Origin of the sequence: Nostoc sp., assembly GCF_036916655.1 — a bacterium.
Classification (GTDB): Bacteria; Cyanobacteriota; Cyanobacteriia; order Cyanobacteriales; family Nostocaceae; genus Nostoc.
On sequence record NZ_JBALFY010000066.1, the window covers coordinates 108,514 to 133,974 of the forward strand.

Below are 25,461 nucleotides of genomic sequence, written 5' to 3' on the forward strand. Positions count from 1 at the left end.
TAACCAAAATAGAACCCATGAATTCATCAATTAAAGGTATTGCTACAGCTACTTTAGCTTTATTGCTAAACTATTCAGCAAACCCAGCCTTTGCACTACCCCAGAAAATCAATCATCCAGTTACTGTTGGTAAATCGCAACCATTAACAGACACCTTGATTGTTCCTGGGGAAAGAGTGGGGCCGATAACACGCAAAACCACCAAGCGAGATTTAGTCAAGCTTTTTGGGGCATCCCACCTCGTTGATAAAACTATCTCTGGTGCTGAAGGAATAGGTAGTTTTGCAGCTACTCAGGTAAATCTAAATCAGGGGCGATCGCTCTTGGTAGTTTGGAGTGATAATACTCGTACCAAACCTCTTGATGTGCGTAACCTGGGTTCAGCTTGGAAAACCCGCGAAGGTATTGGAGTCGGAACACCGTTAAGTGAGTTACGCAAGAAATTAGGTAACTTTAAACTCTATGGATTGGAGTGGGATTACGGCGGTACTATCTTGCTGGATAGTAGCAAATTATCCCGCTATCAAGGCAAACTCATTTTACGAGTAGATGCTGCTCCCAATGCTTCTGAAAAGTTCCCCAATGACTACCAAGCTGTATTAGGGGATGGTACTTTTTCCTCCAGCAATCCCCACTGGAAACCTTTGGGAATTAGGCTTGCAGAAATTATCGTTGTATTGAATTCAAGTGAGTAAGTAGGTGGGCGCGGAAAAACCAAAATATGTAACAATAAGTAAATACGGAGAAAATATTAAAGCAGGTATAAAATATGGGAGCACCTCTAAGAGTATTTCTGACCCGTGAAGAAGATCGAACCTTATTTGAGTTGAGGGCAGCAACAACGGTGTCGCAGAAAGTACTGATATCGAGCCTTAGTAGTCAGATTAAATTCTCATGGATGGTATATCGAAAAAATAGCAGCCCATTTTAATTGGACAGACCAAACAGTAAGGGAAACGCTTCATAAGTGGGAAAAAAAAGGTTTAGGAGGACTATGGGATGCTCCGGGTAGAGTCGGAATAACAAAGTGGAAAGAAGAGGATATTGTTTATTTAGAAGAATGCCTTAAAGCCGAGCCACGCACATATACAGCACTTACAGCAGCTATGAGGTACATTCTCAAATCTAAAAGCTTTGATAGGAGAGGACGAGGAGAAAAACTGTATTGCATAATAGCCGGAAGCGCTGTAATAGTCGGCAATTAGCAAAAAAGCTGGAGAACGAAAGAAATATTAAGTTGAGTCCCGACAGAATTAGAAGGGTACTCAAAAAAAGGGGATTAACTGGAAAAGAGCCAGAATTAGTCATAGAAAAAAGCAAGATCCTGTAATACGAAAGCTCAAACAGGCAGACCTTGAAAAGAAACGAGCTAGCTGCTGCTGCTGGCGAGATAGACCTGAAATATTTAGATGAATCAGGCTTTTGTATGTGGTGTACGCCCGGTTATACATATTACCCAGTAGGAGAACAAAAGCGCTTAGAACAAAGTAAACGACGTGGCAGAAGATTGAGTATTCTTGGCTTGTTTCAACCATTAGTAAGTTTTATTTATGGCTTAGTTATTGGCAGCATAAAGAGTGAATCTTATATCAAGATGATGGAAAATGAGGCTATCCAGGCAGAACAAGAAATCAAGGCTACTGGACGTATAAGAGTCATAGTTCAAGATAATGGTTCCATACATAAATCTCTTGATGCACAAGAATATTGGACTCAGTGGGAACACATGGGGTTATATATTTTCTTTCTACCTGCATATTGTTCCGAGATGAATAGAATTGAGCTAGAGTGGCAACAACTCAAAAAACATGAAATTTCTGGGCAGATGTTTGATGATGAATTAGACCTAGCTTATGCAGTTATTAATGGGATAGAAGCTAGAGGAGAACTAAATAATTACGGTACAGAACGCTTCAAATTCAACAATCATCTTTCTTCTTAACATTGCTTTACATATATTTGTTTTTCCACGCCCACCTACTTAATTAAAAAATTAATATTGTCTTGCTCTTGCTGGTTGCTCATTGGTTTTCATAAAAATTACCTTGTAACCAATATCCTAAATCTGTGTAAATAATGGCATTTTTACAGTGCGATCGCAACAAAAACTAGACGCACTTCAGGCAGAATTTGACATCCGCAGCGAGAAGTTTAAGCAGATGAAGAAAGCTGTAGCTATTGAGGCTGGTACGGCAGTTAAGTTTCAATTAGAACAGCAACTTCTTGATGAAGAGGCAAAACTGGCATCTCTTAACGATGAACTGGAAAAACTTGAGTCTGCATTACAATCATGAGACTTATGTAAATATACAGTTATTTGGCGCATATAAATTAAGATTTAACCACCCAGAAAACAAGGAAAATAGAGATATTCAGTCAATTGGTGTTGGTTTATACTATTTCAAGTTTTTGTAGTCGTTATACTCATAACTTAGGTTCTACCTGGGAATTAGGAAGTGGCTTTGCCACTTCTTTTTATTTATTTGGCAGCACAGTAAAAAATTAATTAAAAGTCAAAAGTAACTTTATTGAGCCTTTAAACTTTATTGTTATATCATTTTACAAAATACCTGCTAAACATACATTAGTAAGGGCATACATCTGTACACCCCTACAAACGATTCATTGTTGCAAAGATTGTTGACAATGGTATGAAAGCGTGTATGTTTAATTTGGTCAATTAAACATGATGTTAATCATTACTCATTGTATCTTGCCATCTCTCACGCTTGGGCTTGCTTTCAATATTGTGCGATCGCGCTTCTTTCCAAGTCCCCCACATTAGGGATTGCTGTTTTTCAACATGGTTAATAAACTGCATAATTGAGTGATCTGCTTTGATGGGAGTTTTCAAATCAAACTGAATTGTTTGGAGAATTTTAATGTCACCCATGAGAAAGTACTTGGCTACAATCTTAGTCAGCCATAGCACAACTCGATTGTATAACAAACCAAAAATTCCTTTACGTTTTTTAGTCATCAGCAGAACTTGACCTTCAGTTTTTCCCCCTTGATGGAGGCGAACTGCAACCATCATGTGGACATGGAAGAAATCTGGGCCAAGTGTCACAATACCAATGCTACCGTACCAATAGCAAATACTGTAAGTTATGACATTTTTGTAGAAAAGACGGATGAGCTTAATGAAAAAGGAATTGTCTTTGATGGGTGTAGTATTACTGAAGATAATAGCATTTTCGTTAAGTTCCTGTCTTTCAAAAATAATTTCTACTGGCAGTTTGTGAACTGTATTGAGGTGTTGAGCATCAATGGCATTAATCATCACCACGTTGGGATGACAGTTCATCACAAAGTGAGAATGGATGGCGACATCACACTCTTTTTGTTCCAACTCTGGAACAAAAGGTAAGGGTTGTTGTGGTATTTCTCCAGTCCAAACCCAAATCATCCCGTACTTCTCAGCAGTAGGCCAAGTTTGTAATTGTAGAGAAGGTGGTGTATCTAAACATGGGATATTAATACACATCCCCTCAGCATCAAACTTCCAGTGGTGGAAAAAACAGCGTAGTGCATTACCTTCAACTTTACCCTCAGCAAGGTGAGCGCCCATGTGTGGACAATAGGCATCAAAGGTAACTAATCTATTGTCTTTACCCCGATAAATTACTAATTCTCTACCCAAAATCGTGACAGGTTTTACTTCACCCACCCGCAGATTTTGAGAGGGTATTACCCAATACCATCCCTCAATAAAACGCTCTGGATTATTGAAAATTTTAGGTTTACGGATTGAGCTAGAAGTCTGCGAGTTGAGATTCATTTTTATGGTTTCACTTCAAGTGAAGCAGTTGATCTAGAAGTAACATAGGAACTCTAAAAAAACAGTTACTTTCAGTACCATGAGCAACAGCTACCCAATAAATGAATAAAATTTATCAGGTAAAATCTTGAAAAAATATGATTAGAAATGTCAAAATTATGCCATTTTAATATCAGCTAAATTCCAAAAATACATTTAGACTAGATATTTGAACATTTAAAACTTAGTAAAATTTCTAATTAGATAAAAAGTTGCAATACTGATGATAATATTTTGCTTAACTCTCAAACAACTTAACGTTTATAAAAATATGTAATAATAATTACAAGAGTTGGGAAAATCTACCATGTTAACTCAAGATAAAAAACTGCTTTTAATTGGTCAGGTAACAGATTTAACTGAAATACCTATCAGGACAATTCGTTATTACGAGAGTTTAGGCTTAATCAATTCGTTAAGACGAATTAACATTTTACTATAATTAAATATCTATAGTTGTTTCTCTGTAAATAGATGAATAATTTTAAGCAATATAATTAGCCTGACTCAATAGACTAGTAAGTGTTGCAGTTATAGCAATCGTAGACATCACTATCGTGAATATCTTGATAATTATTTGGTTGCTCAGAATAGGTTTAAATACATATCTAATGCAGATGCACAAACCAAAGCAAGATACGTTTTTTATTATAATTATTTAAGCTTTTGGCTAGCAAATCAATCTATATTAACTAATCTAATCTTTTCCCAACAAAAACCATAAACCTATACCGATTTTATTTTCTAAGAATTACCATTGAGACAAACACTTGAAAATCGGTATGTGTCATAATGGCAACTCAAAAAGAATTTAACAGCTTTGATGATATGCTGTCCGCTTCTGATGTACCTGTATTAGTAGATTTTTACGCTGAATGGTGTGGCCCCTGTCAGATGATGACGCCAATTTTAGAGCAAGTCAATAATCAACTTAAGGATCGCTTGCGGATTGTCAAAATCGACACAGAAAAATACACGGAATTGGCGACTCAGTATAAAATTGAATCTCTCCCAACCTTAGTATTATTTAAGCAGGGTAAGCCTGTGGATCGGATAGAGGGAGTGAGGCAAGCAGCGCAGTTGGTGCAATATCTACAAACAAAGATTTAAGCTAACACTTAAAATTTTGATTTTGGTTCTTAGAGGCGCGAAATATCGCGCCTCTTTCAGTAAATAGCAATTGTGCGCCTCTGTGAATCAAATCACTGATAAAATCTTAAGTAAATATTAAGCATATTTACTTATACGTCTAGAGAAAGTAGTTTAGAAATTAGGATAGCTATATTGTATAGATATAACAAAATATCTTGACAAGTAAAGCAATATATGAATAACAAGCAACAAAGACCAGACAAAGCCTATATTTGGGTGAATATTGATTTTGATAAGGTTAAACATAGAATAGATGCGGTGACTTGCCAGATTGAGCGGGTTATACAAAAGCACCAACTTTCCAATAAAACTGGTAAATCAGGCAAAAGAAATAATTAGTTTATCGTAAATTAAAGGGTTTAAGAACCTGCAATCTACATGTAGCACCCATTTCAGTCGGGGTTTAAATCCCCGTTAGCGCTAGCGTTAGCGACGGAGGAGCGTCAGTTGCCACAACGAGGGGAACCCGCGCAAGGCACTTCTCTACGAGATGCTACGCGAACGTCTGAAATGTCTTTAATCCCACCAATAGGAAACAACCACTGCATCACGATCCTGGCGAACATCTTCACCCAATAGCGCTCCTTCCAATCTAGTTCTCAGTCGGCGCTTCAGGCGCAAACCATAATCTTCATTCGTGCCATCAGTTACTTCTACTGAATCAGCTCGCCATTTTTTGCCTAAGTCTAAAAGCTGTGAGACTTTTGTATCTTGGTTCTCTGTCAGGATGTATAGTGTATCCGCAGGATAAGGAATGAAATGGATAATGCTGGTTTCAGGCATGGGACGATAGTTTGCCATTGCAAGTAGGGTATCGACCATACCACCAAAGCTTAAACCGTTTTCATCTGGTGCAAAGATTGGTTTTGTGAACAGAAAGCTGGCCCATAAATTTCTGTGGTTGGAAAGGTCAGTAATTACCTCTTCGCCATCAAACTCATTGAACCGACGCTGCCAAACCAAGGCAGCGAAGAGTTCTTGGGGAGAATAGGATTCCGCAATCAATTGGATTTTGCCTAAATCAAGCATCATGTTGACGGTAAGTAATATTTTTAACAAAACATTTGTAACTACCCTTGCAGTTTATTTACCCAGTGCCTGCTATTCTTATAGTTACTTCGGTCTGTCATAGCAGATAGATTATCCTCGATAATGTTTTATTTGTGAGCGCCCATATACCATCGTGGTAATGTGGGTGCTTTTACTTTATCGCTGATGGCAAAAATCCGGTTTAATTTTGAGGCGATATTTGGTGTTTGCTAGACTAAGCTGAGAGTGAAGCTTTAACTTGACCAAAACGGCGATCGCGATTTTGGTAGCTCAACAAAGCTTGATGAAATGCTTCTCTATTAAAATCTGGCCAAAGAATATCGGTGAAATACATCTCTGTATACGCCATTTGCCATAAAAGAAAATTGCTCAATCGCATTTCACCACTAGTACGAATCAGTAAATCGGGTTCTGGAGTATCTGCCGTGTAGAGGTGTTGTTCTACAAGACTTTCATTCACTTCTTGAGCGCTGAGTTCGCCTTGTTCCACCAGTTGAGCTAGTTGACGGCAAACTCTGGTAATTTCGTTGCGGCTACCGTAATTGACTGCAACAGTAAAGTGGATTGCTTGATTGTTCAACGTCTCTGCCATTGAACACTCCATTTCTGTCTGTAGAGACTTAGGTAAAGCCGATAAATCTCCAATAAACGAGATTCGCACACCTTCTCGATGCATCTGAGCCAACTCGCGATGTAGTAATCGCTCAAACAAATGCATCAGAAAATCCACTTCTTCAACGGGACGCTGCCAATTTTCTGTTGAGAACGCATAGGCTGTCAACGCTTTAACTCCCCAATCCTTGCAGCAACGCAATAGTTCTTTGAGCGTACTTGCTCCTTGGCGATGTCCAGCAATGCGCGGTAATCCTCGACTGGTTGCCCATCGTCCGTTACCATCCATGATGACGGCGATATGTTGGGGGATTTTTTGGGGGTTTAAATCGCTGGGTAATTTTGATTTGTCACTTGTCATTTGTCATTTGTCCTTTGTTTTGACTAATTAGTTTCAAATAAATTTTGTAAGTACTCTGGTGTGAGGGTGTTGTTCCAACTCCACAGGCAATGCATTGTATAAGTGAAGGTGAAGAGGAGAGTTGCTTTGTTGGTTAATGACCAAGAATTCCAGTTGAGAGTAGCCATCATGCGGCGGAGGGTACGAATCAGGTTGTTACGCTGATAGTTTTGCGATCGCGTTTTGATTAGCGTGCGTCCAATTCGCATCAACCCAGTATCAGGAAAAGTCCAAACTCCAAACCCCCAGAATTTGGTTGTATGATTGATTTCATCCTGTGCTAGTTCCTCTAGAACATCCTGGAGTGCGCCAGTGGTGTGAGCCATGAGCCAAATATAAAGACAGGTTGCACCGTATTCTGTGGCAATGCGGTGTAAGCCGTGGCGATATAAGTCTTCCTTGGCGTCATCTGTGGGGAGATAGCTTCTAACAGTCCGAAGTTTTGGAGTAATTTTCTCGCCTGTTAATTGGGTATAGATTTTGATTAATGCTGGTGTGTGCTGACGTTCTTCCTTTTCCCACAAACCAAGTTCCAGTAATTCGCCATCTTCACCGACAGTTCCACCAACAAACCGAGCCATTTGAGGATGCAATTTTTCCAAATACTGGCGACTGGTTTGGGTATAGCCGCGAATGGGAGCTTCTGTGTCCATCGCACCTATCAATATAGACAAAAATACCTCTGCGTCTAAGCCAATAATTTGATTGCGGTTAATCGTCTGCCATTCAATGGGTTTCCAGGGACGCGGTTGGGGATTGGTAAACTGTATCGGTAAATCTTGTAGACGGTCATGTAGTTTTTCGACTGCAATATATCTGTCTATAAGTGAGCGAATGCGGCGCTGTGTTTGCAAGTAATGAGGACTGGGAAAGCTTTGGTCTGCTAAGTCTGCTGTGATTGGGTTGAGGATGTTAAGCATATTTTTATACTTAAATTTGTATCTCTATGCCCAATAGCCTAAGCGATCGCACTTTGTTTTGTCAGTCGGCTGAAGTCGGCAGTTTTATGTGATGGAGTTGCAAAAGTCGGAGGAAAAGTTGGATGAAATTGTCACATTTTAATTCAGCAATTATTTATCTATTAGTGACAGAGTAATTAGAATTAAGGAAAAATGCTATGAAATTATATTTTAAGCATGAGGCTGAATCTGACTTAGGAATGGGGATTGCTTATATAGAATTTGATGGCGATTGGGCCTCCAGGCAAGTTGAGATTTATGGGGATAAATGGTTTTTATCTAACACAGTTTATCATCCAGAAACTAGAGGAATGGCCTTGTGCGACCAACCACTATCAGAAACTTGTTTAGGAACAGAACATGAAATATCAGAAAGTGAGTTTGAGCTTGTTTGGAGTGAAGCTCTTAAAAAGAGTATGTTAAATAACTAAAAATTGTTGTCAAAATAGCAATACTCTTAAAGCACTAAATCAGTTTTACTCTAAGTAATACAATCGCCCCTCAATCTTCTGGCAATTTCCCAAATTGCTGACGATAACGCTCAAGTTGTTTTTGCGCTAACTCTAACTGTTCTTCTGGTGTTTGATAGCGCTTTCCTTGTTGGTTATATCAATACAAAACCTGACGCTGGATATTACCAGATACGTATTGCGATCGCCCAATTCCTAAACCAATTTCTGGCATCCAAAAGGGTTCACCAATTTGCAGTTGATAGCTACCATCTACTAAGCGATAAACTTCAAAAGGTTGGTGGCGAAGCTCCGAAGGAGCCGCTTCGCTAACGCGTTGCCAATACTCTGGATTATAAATAATGTAGTACAGTACTCCTAACTTGGCATAGGTGTCTAATTTTTTATCGTATTCTCCACCCGGAGTTAAGGAAACAATTTCTAAAGCCAGGATAGGCACTATGTTGTTTTCTTCCCAAACAACATAGCTTTTACGAGATTTACCTTCCTTGCGGCGTTCTACACCTAAGCTCAAAAATCCGTCTGGTACAATCGGCACAAGTGGACTAACCCCTGTGGTATGGTAAACGCCCATATCCACGCTGAAAAACCAGTCATTACGGTTTGCCCAAATATATTGCAGCAAGAAGAGAAGCAAGTTGGGAATAAAGTTTTGGTCTTCGTTATCCACAGGAGTATCGTCTGAACAAGGAAGTTCAGCACTACTAGGCAATTGACCGGAGTCTGATTTCACCATAAGTAATGATGGTGGTAGCGTGACCTAATGACCTTTATTTTATTAGATGAGAAAGCTTTATTCAGAAAAGTCGGGAAAAAAGTCGGATTTACAGAATCTTATCCGAAAACTTCAGCAATATAACTGTAGAGTAATTTATAGTTGTCCCTAAAATCTGAACTACCCTCGTCGTTACACAATGGACGCTGAAGCAGCAGTAGCATGGTTAGACGCCATAATTCCCCCGCAGACTGGGGAACGGTTGAGCGATTTGCAAAAAGTGATTCTTGTGCAAGTTTGGTTGGGTAGAAAATACTTGGATATCGCTCATTCTTATGGTTGTACGGAAGGACACGCCAAGGATGCTGGTTCTCAGTTATGGAAGTTGCTTTCTAAAGTATTGCGAGAAAAGATCACCAAAAGTAATTGTCGCGCTACTTTGGAACGGGTTTTGAGAAAAACTAGTGCGATATCCAGTCTGATTGATTACTCGCGATCGCCCCAACCCACCCCAAAATTAGAGGATACCAATTTTATTGGACGAACAGAAGCGATCGCTCACCTGAATACTTTGGTAAATCAAGGCTCGAAAGTGATTGTTATCCAAGGTGAGGGAGGTTTAGGCAAAACCACTCTAGCGCAGCAATATCTGCAAACTCAAGGGTTTGATTTGGTTTTGGAATTGTTGATGGCGAAGGAAACGCAAAATATCACCCCCGCCGAACGAGTAGTAGAGGAATGGCTAAAACAAGATTTCGATCAAGAAACTGGGGTAGAATTTGGCGTAACTTTGGGACGACTCAAGCGCCAACTCCACAATCGGCGAATTGGGATATTAATTGACAATCTCGAACCTGCATTAGATCAACAAGGTGGGTTGATTGCTTCTCACCGCAACTATGTAGAACTATTAAGGGTTTTGGCTGATGCTAGGGTGCAATCTGTTACCTTGATTACTAGTCGCGATCGCCTTTGTGAACCTGGGCTAAATGTGAATCACTATCGGCTTCCTGGTTTGGATGAAAGCGCATGGCAACAGTTTTTTACCAACCGTGGGTTAGTCATCGACTTGCCAACTTTGCAAATCATGCATCGCACTTATGGCGGTAATGCAAAAGCGATGGGAATTCTCTGCGGTTCGATTCAAGAGGATTTTGGGGGTGATATGGTTCTTTATTGGCAAGAAAATCATGCCGATCCTTTAGCAGCAACGGATTTAAAAAATTTAGCCGTTAGTCAAATCAATCGTTTACAAGCCCTCGATCCCCAAGGATATCGCTTGCTTTGCCGTTTGGGATGTTATCGTTACCAAGATATACCTACTATCTTATCACAAGGGTTGTTTTGCTTACTTTGGGATGTCCCACCCGATCAACATCGCCAAATCATCGCCTCGTTGAGAAATCGGTCTTTGGTGGAGTGTGATAAGGGTGAATATTGGTTGCATCCGGTGATTCGTGCAGAGGCGATCGCACGTTTACGCCCCAGTGATGAATGGGAAATTGCCAACCACAAAGCCGCAGATTTTTGGACAGCTAGTGTTAAACAAATTGAAACTTTTAAAGATGCTTTGCAAGCTTTAGAAGCATATTATCACTACATAGAAATTCAAGAATTTGAGTTAGCGGGTAAGGTCATTCTCAAAAGCAGAAATAATCAATGGCAGCAGTTTTTACCTCTTGGTAGTACGTTGTATCGGATGGGTTTAATTCAACCCATACTTGCGGCAATTGATCGAGTTGTTCACAATCTGGAAAATGACCAAAATCTCAGCGAACTTTACAATATATTGGGCGATTTATATTGGATAACAGGTAAAATTAGCCAAGCGATCGCCTGTCAAGAAAAGACTATTACTCTAGCAAACCAAACACTCAAATCACTTGTACCCCAGCCAGAAAATAAACATACAGTTTACTATTTGAGGATGCTAAAAGTAGATTCTTTATTAAGTATTGGTCTTTACAAAATAGATTTGTGGGAACTAGAGGCAGCCGCAAAGTTATTTCAGCAAGTAATTTATCTGGCTCAAAATACCGAGCATCATCGCTGGGCAGAGAAAGCCTCAGTCTGTTTAGCTTTGGTGTATTCTTATTTAGGTTTGCGTGATGCTTCTTATACATTAGCAAATGTAGCTTATCAAAATATTACGAACGAAAAATTGGTAGAACAAACTGGGAGATTTGTCTATTTCATGCAGATTTTAGGTCAAACCTACGTTAATTTAGGCGAATTTTCCCAGGCAAATCAGATATTCCAGCAAGCTTTGACTTTTGCTGAAGAAAGTCACTATATGCAGGTAAAAGCAAAAACTCTCAATGGTTTAGCAGAAATCCATCGACAACAAACAGATTTTGCATTAGCTCTTACTAATCATACAGAAGCAATCGAACTTTTGGATAAAATAGGTGCAAAGTGCGATCTAGCTGAAGCTTATTTTCAATTGGGTTTAACTAATCAAAAAATGGCAAAGCCCGATGAAAATCAAATGAATTTCAATCGGGCGATTCAGCTATTTACTGAAATTAAAGCACCGAAACAAGTTGAAAAAGTTTCCAATCTGTGTTAATCAAATTTGTGTCACTTGATTAAGACATAAAAAGATAATCCCCATAAATAAATTGAGGAGCAACTCTTGGAGACGCACTCGCATTCAAACCATTTTTCTTTTTCTTTCTTTTGCCTTTTAACTTTTTACTTTTGCCTTGTTCGGTGAGTTAGTGCAACACCAATTTATTCATGGCGAGTATAGGAATCCTCAAATTTAGTTTTGAGTCTCTGAGCCATAACTGCCAAAATAATTAATGTTATGGAAGTAGATACTGCGGCTATTTTTATTTCAGAAGTATCTGTAAGTATTGCGATAGCAGCAAAAGCGATCGCAACTCCTATACAGCTTTGTTGTAATCGTTTGGTTAAGCGATAAGCTTGGTTACAAGAATTACAAATCAGTGTGTGTTGTGAGAATCTGTCTAAGGTTTTTAAATGTTTATTATCCTCGCTATTATCAATATTTTTGGCAGTGGAATAACCTTGATAAAAAGGCAAAGATGAGCCGTATTTATCTAACCACCTGCGATATGCAACGACTAATGTATCTGATGTTTTGAGCGGTAAATACAATTCTTTTAATTTTTTTCCTAACCGCTCAATTTGTCTCTTTTGTTCAACAACTATTTGCAAATCACCTTCCAAGACTTTGTTACGGGTGATTATATGATCTAGCCAAGGAGGCATCAACTTCGTTTTCAAATCAAAAAAGTTACTATAGTTTCTGACGAGAATCCGACATCTATTTCTACCGAGGGGAATTGAATACAAAGCTGTTCCCAAAAATCTGTCTTCCTGTTCACTCCCAAGTCTGTAAAGAACTAAGTTTGGAGCAACAAAATCTAATAATTGCCAGGGCTGATTGGGGTTTTTTGTCTTTCGATATCTTCCACTAATTCCTTGATGGGAACTCTCAAGGACTTCTATTTCTAGTGGTTGGGCTTCAGTGCGATCGCCAAATATACCCTCATGACTGATAGGAATATGCGCGGGGTCAATAACGTTTTCAATAAAATAGCTTTGATCGTAAGGCAAGTCTCGCATGTAATCTAAGTTAAAACATTCTGGTTTATCCCAATCTGGTACAGTTGGTATTAACTCATCAACAGCCGCTTCAGCTTCACCAGCCCAAATCCAAATAATTCCTTGACGTTCTATAACTTTAAAGGATGATACGCAAGCATTAACAGGAATTTTTGCTTCTTTTGATAACTGGGGAATATGCAAACATTTACCATCTTGGCCAAATTGCCAACCATGATACAAGCACTCTATTCTACCATCAATAATTTGTCCATCAGACAGTCTAGCTGCACGGTGGGCACAACGATCTGTTAAACAAATTATCTGTCCATCTGTGTTTTTAAATAAAACAAAAGGCTCCTCATATAATGAAAATCTATAAGGGCGATCTATAGGAAAATCTTGGAGAAAACATACAGGATACCAACATTTTTTCCAATCAAATTCTGACTGAGATTCAGGAGTCTCGAAAGTAGAATTTTGGGGTGTCGTCTCTATTTTTTTGGTTTCTAATATCATACTTTTCTCCAGAGTTATATCAGTCTAGGTAATTATTTACTCACCCATTGCTCCCACTGTTGAGCAGCTTTATCGCGTTCTGCCTGTGATCCTACAGGATCATAACTTCCCAAACTCTGCCACAACTTATTCCAGTCATGCCCTTGGGGTAACTTACTCACCACAGCTTTAACAATCAAAAAAGCCCGTTCACGAGTCAAATCATTGGGTGCTTGCAGCAAAGGAACAACCAAAGGCAAAACTTCTTTTCCCCCTCGCATTAAAGGATACATCGAAGCTGTGTAGGGATTGTGTAGTATATCAGGGTAATCATCAAGGGTAGCAACCAAAGCAGCCAATGCACGTTTATCCCCTAATGTATATAGGGCAGTGGCAGCACGGGCGCGTACTTCTGGATTAGTGTCATGGGTAGCTTTGAACAAAGCATCGGCACTGGCGGGGTCGGCAATTTCGCTCAATCCCTCGGCGGCAAGCCGACGGGTACGGGGATTAGAATTAGTCAAGGCTTCCAACAAAATGGGGGTAGCTTGTTTGCCTAAACGGATCAATTCACCTAAAGCTAAAGCGCTAGTGTCTTGATCTGCTGAATAGAGCCGTGCTTTAATCTGCTCTACATGTGTTGCAGTCGCGTCTTGATTATTCATATACAAATTTCCTCCAACAACCAGTATCAAAACTGTCATGAATATTCCTGCCGTTCTCCAGATCACGGTGTTGCTCCTCCTCCACCGGCTGGTGCTGCTGCTGGCACATGCTGAAAGCTCAAAACAACCCGGCGATTGCCCCGACGATTTGCTTCTTTATCTTGGTTAGTAGTGGCATCTGGGGTGAAGTCTTCGGTTGATCCAGAGCCGATAGTTACAGCACTAATTTGAGTTTCAGCTACACCCTTAGCACGTAGGGCTGCTCCGACTGCCTGCGCTCTGCGTAAAGATAAATCTAGGTTGTGTTGAGAAGCACCGCCGCGTCTGTCAGCGAAACCTTCGGGAGTAACTTTTACGTCAGGGAAGCGCCGCAGGTAATCCAAGAATGTATCGATTTTGCCTGTTTCGCTGGAACTGAGTTGGTCGCTATCGAAATCAAAGTAGAAAATAACTGGTTCATGTACGTAAAAATCTCGATGCTTCTCCAGAGCCGCATCGAAAGTGGCGGATTGCCCATCCTGCGCTGATCCCTGATCGTTCTCAACTTTACCAGCCCGAATCTGGAAGCCCCAATGAAGCGCGCCGTAAGTTGTCATGGTGTCTTCTCCCCTAGCCACCGTCTGAAAGTCGAAGTTGAACTCACCAGCCCCTCCGGGAGCGTCGGTTAACTCTGCGGCTTTGATGTCAGTGGGGTCATCTGAGCGTTTGTAACCGATAGTGGCTCCGCTTGCGCCACTGGAAGAAGGCCGCGAAAGTCCAGGGGTTGCCGGATTGGGTTGGGCTGGATCGTTACCAAAGGGATACTGAGCAGGTAAAGCACTTCCGGCTGGGGCATTGGTTCCTGTACCACCGTGGGCTGGTGCATCATTGTGCAGTACATCAGTGAAATATCCGCCCTCAACTCCTGTGGTGGCATCAGCAGTGGTGCGTAGGCTAGCACCACGAGCCGCAGGTAAAGACTGAGGTTCGACGTTTGTGCCTGTAGCATTTGTCAAACGCACAATTTGAATCAGTCCAATCTGGTTAGAGTAAGGAGCAGTGGTTTTGGGTTTGAAGCGAATAGTAATCGGTAGACTCGCCCCGTTTGGTGTGGCATTGACTTCAAAAGTACCGTGAGTCAGGTCGTATGTGGGGTTAATTGCCCGTTGAATTAATTTTCTCTGGGCTGCACCTGTCTGCTGTACTACATGAGTCAGTTCATGGGCGGTTAATGCATCATTACCTGGTGACTTACCTGCACCAAAGAAAATGTCTTGCTGGTGCGTAAACGCCTGGGCATTCAAATCCCGATTCATCTGTACCGATTCATTGCCTGTATGTACGCGCACTTGACTAAAATCAGCACCAAAGCGGGGTTCCATATAGGAGCGTACCGTATCTGGTAACGGGCTGCCTCCACTTTCACTGCTGTTTAGTCGAGCCTCAAAATTATCCTCAGTCTGGAAGCTGTCATTGGTAGCGAGTTGTAGCGATCGCTTTGTTTGCAATTCCTCTTCCTCTTCTGGCATTGCTTCCCGTTGCACCAAGGGAGTTATAGCCGCTGCTAGAGGTTTAGTTTGTACCTCCTCTTGAGTCTGTGTATTTTGTAGACCTATGGGTTCAGGTTGAGCCATTCGCATGATCTGATCGGCAACTTTATCAGCTTCCTGCTCATAATAATCATCTGGCGCACCAACTGTAAGTTTTGCCTGGGGACGATGCAAGGATATACGACTAATGTCGTGATTAAGGGGCTGTTGTTTGATGGCTTGTGGTTCTAATTGCTCATCAATAAGCTGCGCCTCTTGAAGGTCAATTGATGTCTCAGTTACTCTTTGGATTGAATCACTATTTGTTTGTAAACCAAAACCACGTGTTGGAGAAGCTAGTGTAGGAATAGTTGAGGAGGCAAGGGCAGGATTGGTAAAAGTTGATGTGGCTGATTTCTGATGCCCAAGCGTGCGTAGAACTCCAGTGGCTTGTCGTCCGACATCGCTCATCTCACCTTTCCTCCATCAATATTCATTCTTAGTAACAGACATTATAGAATTTGTTTAACTGCGATCGCTATCGACCTAAGTGGAAATTATTACTTCTGGGCACTATCAGCAGTAGTAATACCAGCCGCCATTGCTTGTTTCTCGATAATGGGTCGCCACCACCCATCTCCATCTAAAGCGCAGACATATTTATCAACCTGGCTCGTAACTCCCTCCGTACCAACAGGCTCGGCTGAGGGAAGATTCGCTTTATTCTGTGCCCAGGCAGCCTTCATGGCAACACCAATTGCTCTCACCGCTTCTACAGCTAGCGAGGCAGAAGCATCAAAAAGCGGGTGGTCGGGTGCATCTTTAGCAAGCTCTGAGTGAGTCGGGCCAGTCAACCCTTTGGCTTTTGCCTCCTTTGCAGACTCCGCTATTTTCTTCTCGGCAGATGCATCTAATAGTTTTTGTCCTAATTTACTCTGCGCCATAGCAACAACTGCGGTTAGACCCACTGCAATTTCTGGGAAGAGTACAAGTAAGGTGGCTACAGTCCCGGTCGTAATTACGACTATACCGCCTTTAATCGTAAAGCCAGCTGCCTTAATAATGGCTTCGGCATCCTGTTCGCCCATTTCTTCACCCGCAGCCTCGCCTGTTCTCGCACCAGATACACCACCGGATACTCCGCCAACTACACCACCAACTTGTTCGCCAATTTCTTCTCCCACAACCTCGCCAAGGCTACCAAAAAGCCCACCAATTCTGCGACCTGCTGCCTTGCCTGTTCTTGCACCGCTAGCAGTACCCTTAACCGCTCCTTCTACACCACCTACCACTGCACCAATCCCACCTTCGACAGTACGGAGAATCGGCTTGATTCCCATCTTCTCGCCTAGCTTGTTGGCCAGAACATCGGCTGTAATTCCTGCCTTCATCATCAAGCCTTTCACCAGGGCTACAGTCAAAGCCCCACTCTCTAATTCGGTTTTGAGTAATTCAATTTTGCTGACCATATTATTAGCACCTGGGGCATAAGTGCCGCTGACAATTTGGGGTAGTCCTTTTTTGTCTAATCCACCTACCGTTGCTGTACCTGTACCTAAGGTTGTTTCGGACATCTTAGCCATCAGGGGTTTATATTTAGCTGGGTTTTCCTTTGCCAGTACCCAGATGGCTGCCTCAGTAAAGTTGGTATGGGAAAAATAATCTTCTACAGCGTGTAAAGCGCTGCTCATCTCTTCCCGCCCTTCTGGAGTGTCACCTTTTTTGATTGCTTCTACCAACTTTCTCTTAGCCATAAACTTGCCGCGCTCGATATAAGCTGGCAGATGATTCTTGGCAGCAGCGGCTTTGATGTCGGCATAGGCTGCATCGGCGGCTTCTTGGTCTTTCTTTTGGGAGTCGGACAACTGCTTTTTATTTTCATTACGAGCATCAACATCCTTTGTGCTGGTTGCTGAAGTCGGGTCTTCGACGGTATTACCTCCGTCGGGATTATCCATGTGTTCTGAAGGAACATAAGTCCCCAATTTACTCTGGTCGATTGGCTTACCAAATTCACCCATTCCCAGGAGTTCGACCAGGGGAAACATATCTGGGCCGAGTTGTGATAAATCGCGCATCCAGTTCCCCAAATAAGCGTCTGCGGCTTCCTCGGCGGTGAAACCAGCTAATATCAAGCCTTTTTTCTCAATTGAGGCATGTCCTGATTCACCAGCCTGATAACGCTGAATGACCTTGCGGTTTGCTAGAGCATCTCCCATTTGGTGTAGCAAAGGAGTCAATGCATCTTTTGCAGGTTCGTACTTGTCTAGTTGTGCTTGTGGACGACGCAAGGATATACGGCTAATGTCGTGACTAAGGGGCTTTTCCTTGAGCGCTTCTGGTTCCGATAGTTGCTCATCAGCAGACTGAGCCTCTTGAAGGTCTGACGTTAGCTTAGTTGCTATTTGGGACTGGGTAGTATTGACTTCTGAACCAAAGCCGCGGATTTGGTTCGCTAGTGTGGTAATACCTGGGGAGGCAAGCGATGGATTCGTAAAAGTTGATGCGGCTGATTTGTTGCGTCCAATTCGCTGGCTCATCTCACCTTCACCTCAGGCAGATTCTTGAGGCTAATTATACAGTTTGTTGAGTGGCGATCGCTATCTACTTAAGTGTAAATTATCTTGCTCATGCCTATTACTCATGACTCAGCACTGAGTCTGGTAAATGAGCAGCACTCTGAATGTTTTCTAATATTAAATCAGGGCTATTACGTTTAATCAAGCCAGTTAGGACTTTACCAGGGCCAATTTCTACCACTCGCTGGATGCCGTTAGCTGGGAGTTGTAGAGAAATTTCTCGCCATCTTACAGAACCAGTCATTTGTTGGTTAAGGCGTTCCTTTAAAATCTGGGCATCAATAGACGGAATTGGTTCTACATTAGACAACACTGGCACAATCGCTGGCTGAAATTCCACAGATTCTAGAATATCTTGGAATTCTGCGGCTGCTGGTGCGATTAAATGTGAATGAAATGCTCCAGAAACTTTTAGCGGAATCGCACGCTTTGCTTTAACTTGAGTCATCACTGCTTGTACAGCCTCAGTCGTACCTGAAATTACTACCTGACCTAAACTATTATCATTTGCCAGCACTACATCAGGTGTTTGGGAAATTACTTTTTCTAACTGTTCGGGGTCAAAGTTGATCAAAGCTGCCATCATCCCACCAGAGGCGCTATCCATGAGTTCTGCACGACGCTTTACTAGATATAAACCAGCCGACCACTCAAAGACACCCGCAATATAAAGGGCAGTATACTCTCCCAAACTATGGCCAGCAACTAAATCTGGCTGGTGTCCTTGTTCGCGGAGAAGATCGGCAAGAATGCTTTCTACCACATAAAGAATTGGTTGGGTGTATAGTGTCTGTGATAACTTTTCTTCTTGGTTTTGACAGATTTCAATTACAGACCAGCCCAAAATCTCTTCGGCTTGGGCAAATTTTTCTTTAGCGGCAGTTATATCTAATAAGTCCATTCCCATTCCCAGGGTTTGAGAACCTTGTCCGGGAAACACCCATGCAGTTTTAGTCATTGGTCATTAGTCATTAGTCATTGGTCATTGGAGACTGGGGACTGGGGACTGAGGACTGGGGCAGAGCTTCCCAATACCCAATACCCAGTCCCCAATCCCTATCTTCCCCATTGAAAAATTGCTGCACCCCAGGTAAGACCAGCGCCAAAGCCGGATGCAGCAATGATGTCATTGGGTTTAATTTTACCTTGCCGTACCGCTTCATCTAAAGCTAAGGGGATGGAAGCAGCTGAGGTGTTGCCGTAGTGGGCGAGATTACTGATAACCTTATGTTCGGGGACATTCAGGCGTTGGGCAACGGCATCGATAATCCGCTGATTGGCTTGATGCAACAGCAGCCAATCTATTTGATCGACGCTAATGTTAGCTTGAAATAAGGCTTTATCTATGATTTCTGGCACTTTTTGGACAGCAAAGCGGTAAACTTCTTTGCCGTTCATCGTAATCGGTTGGTAAGTGCCTTTGGTGATATTTACATTAGGGAGGAGTTCTTGGGAAGCGCCTGTGTATGCAAGGTTGAGGTGATGGTTTTGAGTGCCATCACTTTTAAGTGCAAATCCTAATAAGCGATCGCTTTTGGCAGCCTGTAATACTACTGCCCCTGCACCATCTCCAAACAATACACAAGTACGCCGATCTTGCCAATCTACCCAGCGAGAGAGGATATCTGCCCCAATCAAAAGTACATTTTTGTACGTACCAGTTCTAATGTATTGGGCTGCTGTCACCAGACCAAATACAAAGCCGGAGCAGGCAGCTGTTAAGTCAAAGGCTACTGCGTTGGTGGCTCCTAATAGAGCCTGGACTTGACAAGCACTACCAAACAAATCATCCGGGGTGGAAGTCGCCAGCAGAATCAGGTCTAGGTCTTCTGGTTTGATTCCCGCAGATGCGATCGCCTGACTACTGGCCGCAGTGGCGAGTACACTCAAAGACTCAGATGGCAATGCTAATCGCCGTTGACGAATTCCCGTTCTTGTGGTAATCCACTCGTCTGATGTTTCAACTACTTCACTCAATGTCTGGTTGTGTAAGGAAGTTGCTGGTACTGCCGAGCCGCTTCCGCTAATTGCTACGCCTAAGTTTTGCACTCCTAATCCCCCAAGCTATCAGCCTTTTTGTCTTTTGTCCTTTGTCCTTTGTCAGTTGTCCTTTGTCAGTTGTCCTTTGTCCTTTACAAATGACCAATGACCAATGACTAATGACTAATGACCAATGACTAACCGCTCTCGCGCTCTAGGATATATTGTGACTGAATTCGTTGTATCACCTGGTTATCAACAGCTTCTTTAGCCATACGAATTGCATTAAAAATTGAAGGAGCTTGTGAGCTACCGTGACCGATAAAACAGACTCCTGCCACGCCTAACAGCAATGCACCACCATGTTCTGCATGATCCATTCGCTGCTTAATCCGCTTCAAGTTTGGTTTTAAGAGTGCTGAACCGATTTGACCGTGCAATCCTTGGGGTAATTCTTCCCGCAGAATTTGCAGAATCACTTCTCCGACGGCTTCGGCAAATTTTAATAATACATTGCCGACAAAACCATCGCAGACAATCACATCAAAGCGGCCGGAAAGCACATCACGCCCTTCGGCATTGCCAATAAAATTAATTTGAGAATTTTCGCGTAGCAGTTGGTGGGCGCGGACGGCTGCATCATTGCCTTTAGAGTCTTCTTCACCGATATTTAGCAAACCCACCTTCGGTTCAGTTGTACCCAAGACATACTGACTGTAAGCCGATCCCATAACACCAAACTGCTCTAAAAACTTGGGACGGCAATCTACATTTGCGCCGACATCAAGTACTAACACTGGCTTACCAGCAATAATTGTGGGAAAAACAGTCCCTATGGCTGGGCGATCAATTCCCGGCAATCGTCCTAAGCGGAGCAAAGCTGATGCCATCGCTGCCCCAGAGTGACCCGCAGAAAATACGGCATCTGCCTTTTGCTGCTTAACTAAATCCATCGCCACATTGATCGAAGCCTTGCGTTTGCGTCTAACTGCATTTAAAGGCTCCTCATCCATAGCGATCGCTTCCTCAGCAGTCACGATCTCCACCTGCCCTAAACTTGTTTTTGATGGCAAGGCAGCTTCTATTTGTTGGGGATCACCAACCAATAATATATCTACACCCAATTCTTCCCTTGCTCGCAATGCGCCAGCAACAATTTCACCGGGTGCGTGATCCCCTCCCATTGCGTCAATTGCGATCCGTATGCGAGTCGATCCCATTGCTCACAGCTTCTAGAAACCTTACAAATTTTACCAGATGGCTTTGCCGAAAAAGCTTAACTTTCTGACCGCCAAATTACTTCTGTTACGATTGCAACAATTTTTGCTGGCAAGCTCAAGATAGCACGAATTGTTTGGTATTGGGCATTGGGCATGGGGCATGGGGCAATTCAATTTTGGATTTTGAATTTTAGATTTTGGATTAAATTTCAATCTAAAATCCAAAATCTAAAATCTAAAATTCTTACTCCCCACTTCCCAGAACCCAATCAACTAGCGTCCGAACGCCGTAGCCAGTCGCCCCTGCGCCGTTGTAGCCATTTTCTTTATCTGTCCACACTGGCCCAGCAATATCTATGTGCGCCCAAGGAGTTTCTTTCACGAATTGTTTGAGGAAAAGGGCAGCGGTAATTGCACCACCTGGACGTGGGCCGGTATTTTTCATGTCCGCTATACCAGACTTTAACCCTTCAAAATATTTTTCTTCCATTGGCATTCGCCAAATCTTTTCCCCTGAAGTTTCCGCAGCTTTTTCGATTTGGGAAGCTACACCTTCATCGGGAGTGTACAAACCAGCAATATCCTCACCCAAGGCAATGACGTTGGCACCAGTCAGGGTGGCTAAATCAACGATCGCATCTAATCCCAATTTGTCGGCATACACCAAGGCATCTGCTAAGGTCAAACGTCCTTCAGCGTCGGTGTTGTTCACTTCGATTGTTTTGCCGTTTGATGCTGTAAGAACGTCTCCAGGGTGCATAGCGTGACCGCTAATCATGTTTTCGGTGGCTGCCGAGATAAAGTGAACTTCTGAGTCTGGCTTAATTTGAGCAATTGCTTTTGCTGCACCCAAAGTTGCAGCTGCACCGCCCATGTCAATTTTCATGGTTTCGATGCCGCTACCAGCACCTTTAATGTTGAGTCCACCGGAATCGAAGGTTAAACCTTTACCAATAATTGCTAATTTCTTTTTAGGTGTACCTTCTGGCTTGTAAGTTAGGTGAATGAATTTCGGTGGCAAATCGGAAGCTTGGGCGACTCCTAAAAAAGCACCCATACCCAACTTTTCGCAGTCTTCCCGTTCTAAAATTTGCAGTTGCAAACCGTACTCTTTTGCGATCGCTTGAGCAGTTTCCGCTAAAGTAATTGGTGTGACTGCGTTGGCTGGCGCTGCTACTAACTGCCGTGCCAAATTTACCCCAGAAACGATTTGATTAGCGCGGGTAATCGCGGCTTCTTGTCCACCAAAACCTAGTAAATCTATGCTTTCTATTTGTGAACCTTTATCTTCTGGTTCTGATTTAAAGCGAGTATCTTGGTAAAGTGCCAATTCTACACCTTCGGCGATCGCTTGGGCACTGGCTGCTGGATCGTTGTTCCATAATGGAAAACTAAATCCTAGAATTTTGCTTTTTTGTTTTTTCCCTACCCTGGCGACAGCCGCCGCAGCGCGGCGCAAAGTATCTAGTTTGAGCCCATCTGTTTTACCCAAACCGACCAAAATCAATTTCCGCACTGGGCTACCAGCATTTACACGGGTGAAAATAGTACTGTTGGCTTTACCTTTAAATTCTTCTTCAGCAATTAGTTCTTTTAAAACCCCAGCAAACTTTTGATCTAAAGTAGCCAGTTCTCCGGTTAACTCTACTGCATCTTCAAATAATCCAATTGCCAAACTATCGCCTGCCCACTCCAGCAAAGGCTTGTCACTAGGTTGAATTGTCATTTTGGGATTTTGTGTAAATATTCCTTCCTGTACCAGTATTGCTCAAAATTCTGGTTTCATGGGGAGGGATTGGGGACTGGGGAGCAGGGAGAAGAATTTTCCCCTCCGCTCCCCGCACCCTGCCCCTCTGCCTTTTTTCAATGCCCTATGCCCTATGCCCCAATTTTATTTGTGTCAATGTCAAATTTGCTGGCGATCGCTTCGATTATTTTTTGCTCAATTGGTGTAATCTGATTGTCAAGTTGGGCAATTTTGTAACACTGAGCCAATAAGGGTATAGCAAAATCACGATTCAGTTGATTGAGCAATATATCTAAAGGCTGAGGTGATTTGATATTTTGGGCAATGGCATCCAACGAGGTAGGAGTTAGGTTTAAAGCTTTTAATTCTGGTAAAATTTCTTTCCAAGTCTTTTCTGGATGACTAGCAAGGATCATGTGAACTAAGATTTGATCCATGATGGCTTGTTGAGCGATCGCACTTTCTAGATACTTTTCACTCTCGGCTTTTAATGTTGCCAATGTCTGAGGCGATGCCAGAGATATTGATTCATCCAGCTTGGTTTCGTAAAATCGACAAGCAGCATAACCCAATGAATAGATCATCGTTGCATTTGAACTAGCTCCAATTACCGCACCCGCTAAGGGTACATTTCGCAGCAACCCTAAACCCGCAGCTTTCAACAAACGTCCTCCACCCAAAGCCAACCCAAAAATTGCCAAAATCTCACCTTTACGGGCAGGATCTTTTAAATCTAGCCCGTAGACAGATGCAATTTGATAAAGCATTTCTGACTGCAATTTTGTTGTAGCTGTTAAATCAATTGCCAATAATGCCACTGCTATTCCTGGCAAAAAACTAGTAGCTAGTCCAACTGTGGCTGCTTTTGTTGCTTTTTCCACCATGATTCGGTGAGCAAGCTGGCTGGGTGATTCATTTGGATACTGTTTCTTGAGCTTGTTTACCGCCGCTTCTGCTTGTTCTAAATTAACAAGGTTAGTATCGTTAATGAGCCAATTGAGATTTAATACTCCAGATAGTTTTCTAATCAGCCAATTTTCGCTGAGGCGATTCACAACCTGACCACTGGTTTGAGTTGTTTGCTCAATAAACTTATGTGTTTCTTTTGCCGTTGCTTCTCCCACTCCTACTGCTGTCTCTAAAACTGCTTGGCCAGTCTCAGCAACAGTTTTAATCAAATACTCTAATCCAGACGATTCATTTTCTATCGATGATTGAGTCTGGATTCCTACTTCTGATGTTTCTCTGGGTAGATTAACTGATTTATTCACTTTTATTTCTTGGGGTTTGTCTGCCATCTCTTGACACCATCTTGTAAAGCCTCTATCTTTCTTTTAGCGAAATTTGAGTGGCCTGACATCTCCCAAGAAGTACATAATCATTCTAGCTATTCCCCATTTACCAACTTTATTTTTTCAACTAACTATAATTTGGGGAAAATTACAAGACCTTGAAAGGGCTGGTTCTATTTAAATTAAAAATAAAAAAAGGCTTGGGTCACGTCGCTTCGCTCCGAATTCAAAATCAATGATCCCCATAAATAAAAAATTTAGGGGTTTGTATCATGAGTTGTTTTCAGTCATAATAATTGATTAATATGAGTTTGCTTTGACTTTAAAAATGCTGCACTTTCTTTATTTTTTAACTCTATTTGTATCAGCTTTAGTTTCTAAAAATTCGTTATTATTAAGAATTTCGTAGAGATTAGTATCTTTTTCTAGCAAGCAAGCGTGTCCACAATTGGGCAATATTACAACCTTGTTATTTGGTAAGATATTTGCTATCCGCTTCACTTCAGTTACGGAAGGTAAAAGGCGATCGCTACCACCAGCAATTAACAAAACTGGTTGAGTCAAATTACCTAACTGTTCCTCATCAATCTGAAACTCTCGTAGCAAAGACAACCGCCAAAGAACCGTTTCAGCTGGGACAGAACGCATAGTTTTTAGTAAATCGTGGCGATCGCTGCGAGAAATGCGTGACAAAGATGCTAAAAATGGTAATAATCCCAGTGCGCCAACATCATACAATCCTAATGGCACTAAGTAAGTTAGTTGGGATGCCCAACTTAACCAAGGGCGGAGATGAAAGGATGAAGCTGGGTTAATTAAAATGATTCGCTTAAATAAATGAGGTGCTTGGATTGCTACTTTCATTGCCAAGCAACCACCAAAAGACTCACCACACAGATAAACTGGCCTCTGAGAGCTTTTTTCTAATTCGGTGTCGATCAAGTCCAATACACTCTTCGTTAGCATATCCCAAGTGTTAAGGTCTTTCCGGGGAAGCGCCAAAGAGCGCACATCAAAGCCAGCTTCTAATCCAGCAGTCTGCGATCGCAATAGTTGACCTGTTCCATCCATTCCTGGTAAATATACCAACAACGGATACTCTGGCTGTACTCGTTCAGGAGTCAGAAAACAAGGCTTTAGCTCAACTTCAGAAATAGTCATTGGTCATTAGTCATTAGTCATTGGTCAATGGTATAAAACTTTTGGACTGTTGATTGTTGC

At 42.1% G+C, this 25,461-nt stretch carries 20 protein-coding genes and 3 pseudogenes; 8 read left to right on the plus strand and 15 right to left on the minus strand.

Going from position 1 to position 25,461, the window contains the following annotated elements; translation table 11 throughout:
- Positions 1 to 17: 17 nt before the first annotated feature.
- The 3 genes and pseudogenes from V7L31_RS17785 (at position 18) to V7L31_RS17795 (ending at position 2,294) form a co-directional block, all read left to right on the plus strand.
- Entirely contained in the window at positions 18 to 695 is a 678-nt protein-coding gene (locus tag V7L31_RS17785; RefSeq protein WP_334697460.1) for a hypothetical protein, read from the plus strand.
- 74 nt (positions 696 to 769) lie between these two features.
- Positions 770 to 1,942 (plus strand): annotated as a pseudogene (locus V7L31_RS17790) (IS630 family transposase).
- Positions 1,943 to 2,090: 148 nt separating this feature from the next.
- Positions 2,091 to 2,294, plus strand: a complete 204-nt coding sequence (locus tag V7L31_RS17795) for a hypothetical protein (protein WP_334697461.1) — start codon at positions 2,091 to 2,093, stop codon at positions 2,292 to 2,294.
- Positions 2,295 to 2,692: 398 nt separating this feature from the next.
- Here the strand turns inward: V7L31_RS17795 and V7L31_RS17800 are convergent, their stop codons facing one another.
- Entirely contained in the window at positions 2,693 to 3,781 is a 1,089-nt protein-coding gene (locus tag V7L31_RS17800) for an aromatic ring-hydroxylating dioxygenase subunit alpha (protein WP_334697462.1), read from the minus strand.
- Positions 3,782 to 4,127: 346 nt separating this feature from the next.
- Here V7L31_RS17800 and V7L31_RS17805 point away from each other — a divergent pair.
- The 3 genes and pseudogenes from V7L31_RS17805 to V7L31_RS17815 all read left to right on the plus strand — a co-directional run.
- Positions 4,128 to 4,244, plus strand: a pseudogene (locus tag V7L31_RS17805) (MerR family transcriptional regulator); the annotation flags it as partial.
- Between the two features lie 368 nt (positions 4,245 to 4,612).
- Complete coding sequence (gene trxA, locus V7L31_RS17810) at positions 4,613 to 4,930, plus strand: thioredoxin (RefSeq protein ID WP_334697463.1); 318 nt, start codon at positions 4,613 to 4,615, stop codon at positions 4,928 to 4,930.
- A gap of 216 nt (positions 4,931 to 5,146) precedes the next feature.
- Positions 5,147 to 5,311 (plus strand): hypothetical protein, encoded by a 165-nt coding sequence (locus V7L31_RS17815; RefSeq protein WP_292844713.1) that lies wholly within the window; start codon positions 5,147 to 5,149, stop codon positions 5,309 to 5,311.
- Positions 5,312 to 5,488: 177 nt separating this feature from the next.
- On the opposite strand, the gene V7L31_RS17820 is transcribed toward V7L31_RS17815, so the two are convergent.
- The 3 genes from V7L31_RS17820 to V7L31_RS17830 form a co-directional block, all read right to left on the minus strand.
- A complete protein-coding gene (locus V7L31_RS17820) occupies positions 5,489 to 6,004 on the minus strand; it encodes a hypothetical protein (RefSeq protein ID WP_334697464.1) in 516 nt (171 codons plus the stop codon).
- A gap of 232 nt (positions 6,005 to 6,236) precedes the next feature.
- Entirely contained in the window at positions 6,237 to 6,995 is a 759-nt protein-coding gene (locus V7L31_RS17825; RefSeq protein WP_334697465.1) for an isoprenyl transferase, read from the minus strand.
- Between the two features lie 23 nt (positions 6,996 to 7,018).
- Complete coding sequence (locus V7L31_RS17830; RefSeq protein WP_334697466.1) at positions 7,019 to 7,954, minus strand: ferritin-like domain-containing protein; 936 nt, start codon at positions 7,952 to 7,954, stop codon at positions 7,019 to 7,021.
- Positions 7,955 to 8,151: 197 nt separating this feature from the next.
- Here V7L31_RS17830 and V7L31_RS17835 point away from each other — a divergent pair, with 197 nt between their 5' ends.
- A complete protein-coding gene (locus V7L31_RS17835; protein WP_334697467.1) occupies positions 8,152 to 8,424 on the plus strand; it encodes a hypothetical protein in 273 nt (90 codons plus the stop codon).
- A gap of 70 nt (positions 8,425 to 8,494) precedes the next feature.
- Here V7L31_RS17835 and V7L31_RS17840 read toward each other — a convergent pair.
- A pseudogene (locus V7L31_RS17840) lies at positions 8,495 to 9,199 on the minus strand (Uma2 family endonuclease).
- A gap of 178 nt (positions 9,200 to 9,377) precedes the next feature.
- On the opposite strand from V7L31_RS17840, the gene V7L31_RS17845 reads away from it, so the two are divergent.
- The gene (locus tag V7L31_RS17845) at positions 9,378 to 11,747 is read left to right on the plus strand and encodes a tetratricopeptide repeat protein (RefSeq protein WP_334697468.1); all 2,370 of its coding nucleotides are present in this window, start codon (positions 9,378 to 9,380) and stop codon (positions 11,745 to 11,747) included.
- Between the two features lie 164 nt (positions 11,748 to 11,911).
- On the opposite strand, the gene V7L31_RS17850 is transcribed toward V7L31_RS17845, so the two are convergent.
- The 10 genes from V7L31_RS17850 to V7L31_RS17895 form a co-directional block, all read right to left on the minus strand.
- Positions 11,912 to 13,270 (minus strand): aromatic ring-hydroxylating dioxygenase subunit alpha, encoded by a 1,359-nt coding sequence (locus V7L31_RS17850; protein ID WP_334697469.1) that lies wholly within the window; start codon positions 13,268 to 13,270, stop codon positions 11,912 to 11,914.
- A 32-nt stretch (positions 13,271 to 13,302) separates the two neighbouring features.
- Positions 13,303 to 13,980 (minus strand): HEAT repeat domain-containing protein, encoded by a 678-nt coding sequence (locus tag V7L31_RS17855; protein WP_334697470.1) that lies wholly within the window; start codon positions 13,978 to 13,980, stop codon positions 13,303 to 13,305.
- Complete coding sequence (locus V7L31_RS17860; protein WP_334697471.1) at positions 13,977 to 15,893, minus strand: eCIS core domain-containing protein; 1,917 nt, start codon at positions 15,891 to 15,893, stop codon at positions 13,977 to 13,979. The genes V7L31_RS17855 and V7L31_RS17860 overlap by 4 nt, the downstream gene beginning before the upstream one ends.
- 89 nt (positions 15,894 to 15,982) lie before the next feature.
- Positions 15,983 to 17,962: an HET-C-related protein gene (locus V7L31_RS17865; RefSeq protein ID WP_334697472.1), complete on the minus strand. Its 1,980-nt coding sequence runs from the start codon at positions 17,960 to 17,962 to the stop codon at positions 15,983 to 15,985.
- 97 nt (positions 17,963 to 18,059) lie between these two features.
- Complete coding sequence (fabD, locus tag V7L31_RS17870; protein ID WP_334697473.1) at positions 18,060 to 18,959, minus strand: ACP S-malonyltransferase; 900 nt, start codon at positions 18,957 to 18,959, stop codon at positions 18,060 to 18,062.
- Between the two features lie 98 nt (positions 18,960 to 19,057).
- Positions 19,058 to 20,050: a beta-ketoacyl-ACP synthase 3 gene (locus V7L31_RS17875; RefSeq protein WP_334697474.1), complete on the minus strand. Its 993-nt coding sequence runs from the start codon at positions 20,048 to 20,050 to the stop codon at positions 19,058 to 19,060.
- 128 nt (positions 20,051 to 20,178) lie between these two features.
- Positions 20,179 to 21,201, minus strand: coding sequence for a phosphate acyltransferase PlsX (plsX, locus tag V7L31_RS17880; protein WP_334697475.1), 1,023 nt, complete (start codon positions 21,199 to 21,201; stop codon positions 20,179 to 20,181).
- A 244-nt stretch (positions 21,202 to 21,445) separates the two neighbouring features.
- The gene (locus V7L31_RS17885; protein WP_334697476.1) at positions 21,446 to 22,927 is read right to left on the minus strand and encodes a leucyl aminopeptidase; all 1,482 of its coding nucleotides are present in this window, start codon (positions 22,925 to 22,927) and stop codon (positions 21,446 to 21,448) included.
- A gap of 152 nt (positions 22,928 to 23,079) precedes the next feature.
- Positions 23,080 to 24,246, minus strand: coding sequence for an EcsC family protein (locus tag V7L31_RS17890; protein WP_334697477.1), 1,167 nt, complete (start codon positions 24,244 to 24,246; stop codon positions 23,080 to 23,082).
- Between the two features lie 336 nt (positions 24,247 to 24,582).
- Positions 24,583 to 25,401, minus strand: a complete 819-nt coding sequence (locus V7L31_RS17895) for an alpha/beta fold hydrolase (RefSeq protein WP_334697478.1) — start codon at positions 25,399 to 25,401, stop codon at positions 24,583 to 24,585.
- Between the last annotated feature and the right edge of the window lie 60 nt (positions 25,402 to 25,461).

Coding starts and splice junctions, on each gene's coding strand:
- V7L31_RS17785 (WP_334697460.1), top strand. CDS start 18: ATGAATTCATCAATTAAAGGTATTGCTACAGCTACTTTAGCTTTATTG.
- V7L31_RS17800 (WP_334697462.1), bottom strand. CDS start 3,781: ATGAATCTCAACTCGCAGACTTCTAGCTCAATCCGTAAACCTAAAATT.
- trxA (WP_334697463.1), top strand. CDS start 4,613: ATGGCAACTCAAAAAGAATTTAACAGCTTTGATGATATGCTGTCCGCT.
- V7L31_RS17815 (WP_292844713.1), top strand. CDS start 5,147: ATGAATAACAAGCAACAAAGACCAGACAAAGCCTATATTTGGGTGAAT.
- V7L31_RS17820 (WP_334697464.1), bottom strand. CDS start 6,004: ATGATGCTTGATTTAGGCAAAATCCAATTGATTGCGGAATCCTATTCT.
- V7L31_RS17825 (WP_334697465.1), bottom strand. CDS start 6,995: ATGACAAGTGACAAATCAAAATTACCCAGCGATTTAAACCCCCAAAAA.
- V7L31_RS17830 (WP_334697466.1), bottom strand. CDS start 7,954: ATGCTTAACATCCTCAACCCAATCACAGCAGACTTAGCAGACCAAAGC.
- V7L31_RS17835 (WP_334697467.1), top strand. CDS start 8,152: ATGAAATTATATTTTAAGCATGAGGCTGAATCTGACTTAGGAATGGGG.
- V7L31_RS17845 (WP_334697468.1), top strand. CDS start 9,378: ATGGACGCTGAAGCAGCAGTAGCATGGTTAGACGCCATAATTCCCCCG.
- V7L31_RS17850 (WP_334697469.1), bottom strand. CDS start 13,270: ATGATATTAGAAACCAAAAAAATAGAGACGACACCCCAAAATTCTACT.
- V7L31_RS17860 (WP_334697471.1), bottom strand. CDS start 15,893: ATGAGCGATGTCGGACGACAAGCCACTGGAGTTCTACGCACGCTTGGG.
- V7L31_RS17865 (WP_334697472.1), bottom strand. CDS start 17,962: ATGAGCCAGCGAATTGGACGCAACAAATCAGCCGCATCAACTTTTACG.
- fabD (WP_334697473.1), bottom strand. CDS start 18,959: ATGACTAAAACTGCATGGGTGTTTCCCGGACAAGGTTCTCAAACCCTG.
- plsX (WP_334697475.1), bottom strand. CDS start 21,201: ATGGGATCGACTCGCATACGGATCGCAATTGACGCAATGGGAGGGGAT.
- V7L31_RS17885 (WP_334697476.1), bottom strand. CDS start 22,927: ATGACAATTCAACCTAGTGACAAGCCTTTGCTGGAGTGGGCAGGCGAT.
- V7L31_RS17890 (WP_334697477.1), bottom strand. CDS start 24,246: ATGGCAGACAAACCCCAAGAAATAAAAGTGAATAAATCAGTTAATCTA.
- V7L31_RS17895 (WP_334697478.1), bottom strand. CDS start 25,401: ATGACTATTTCTGAAGTTGAGCTAAAGCCTTGTTTTCTGACTCCTGAA.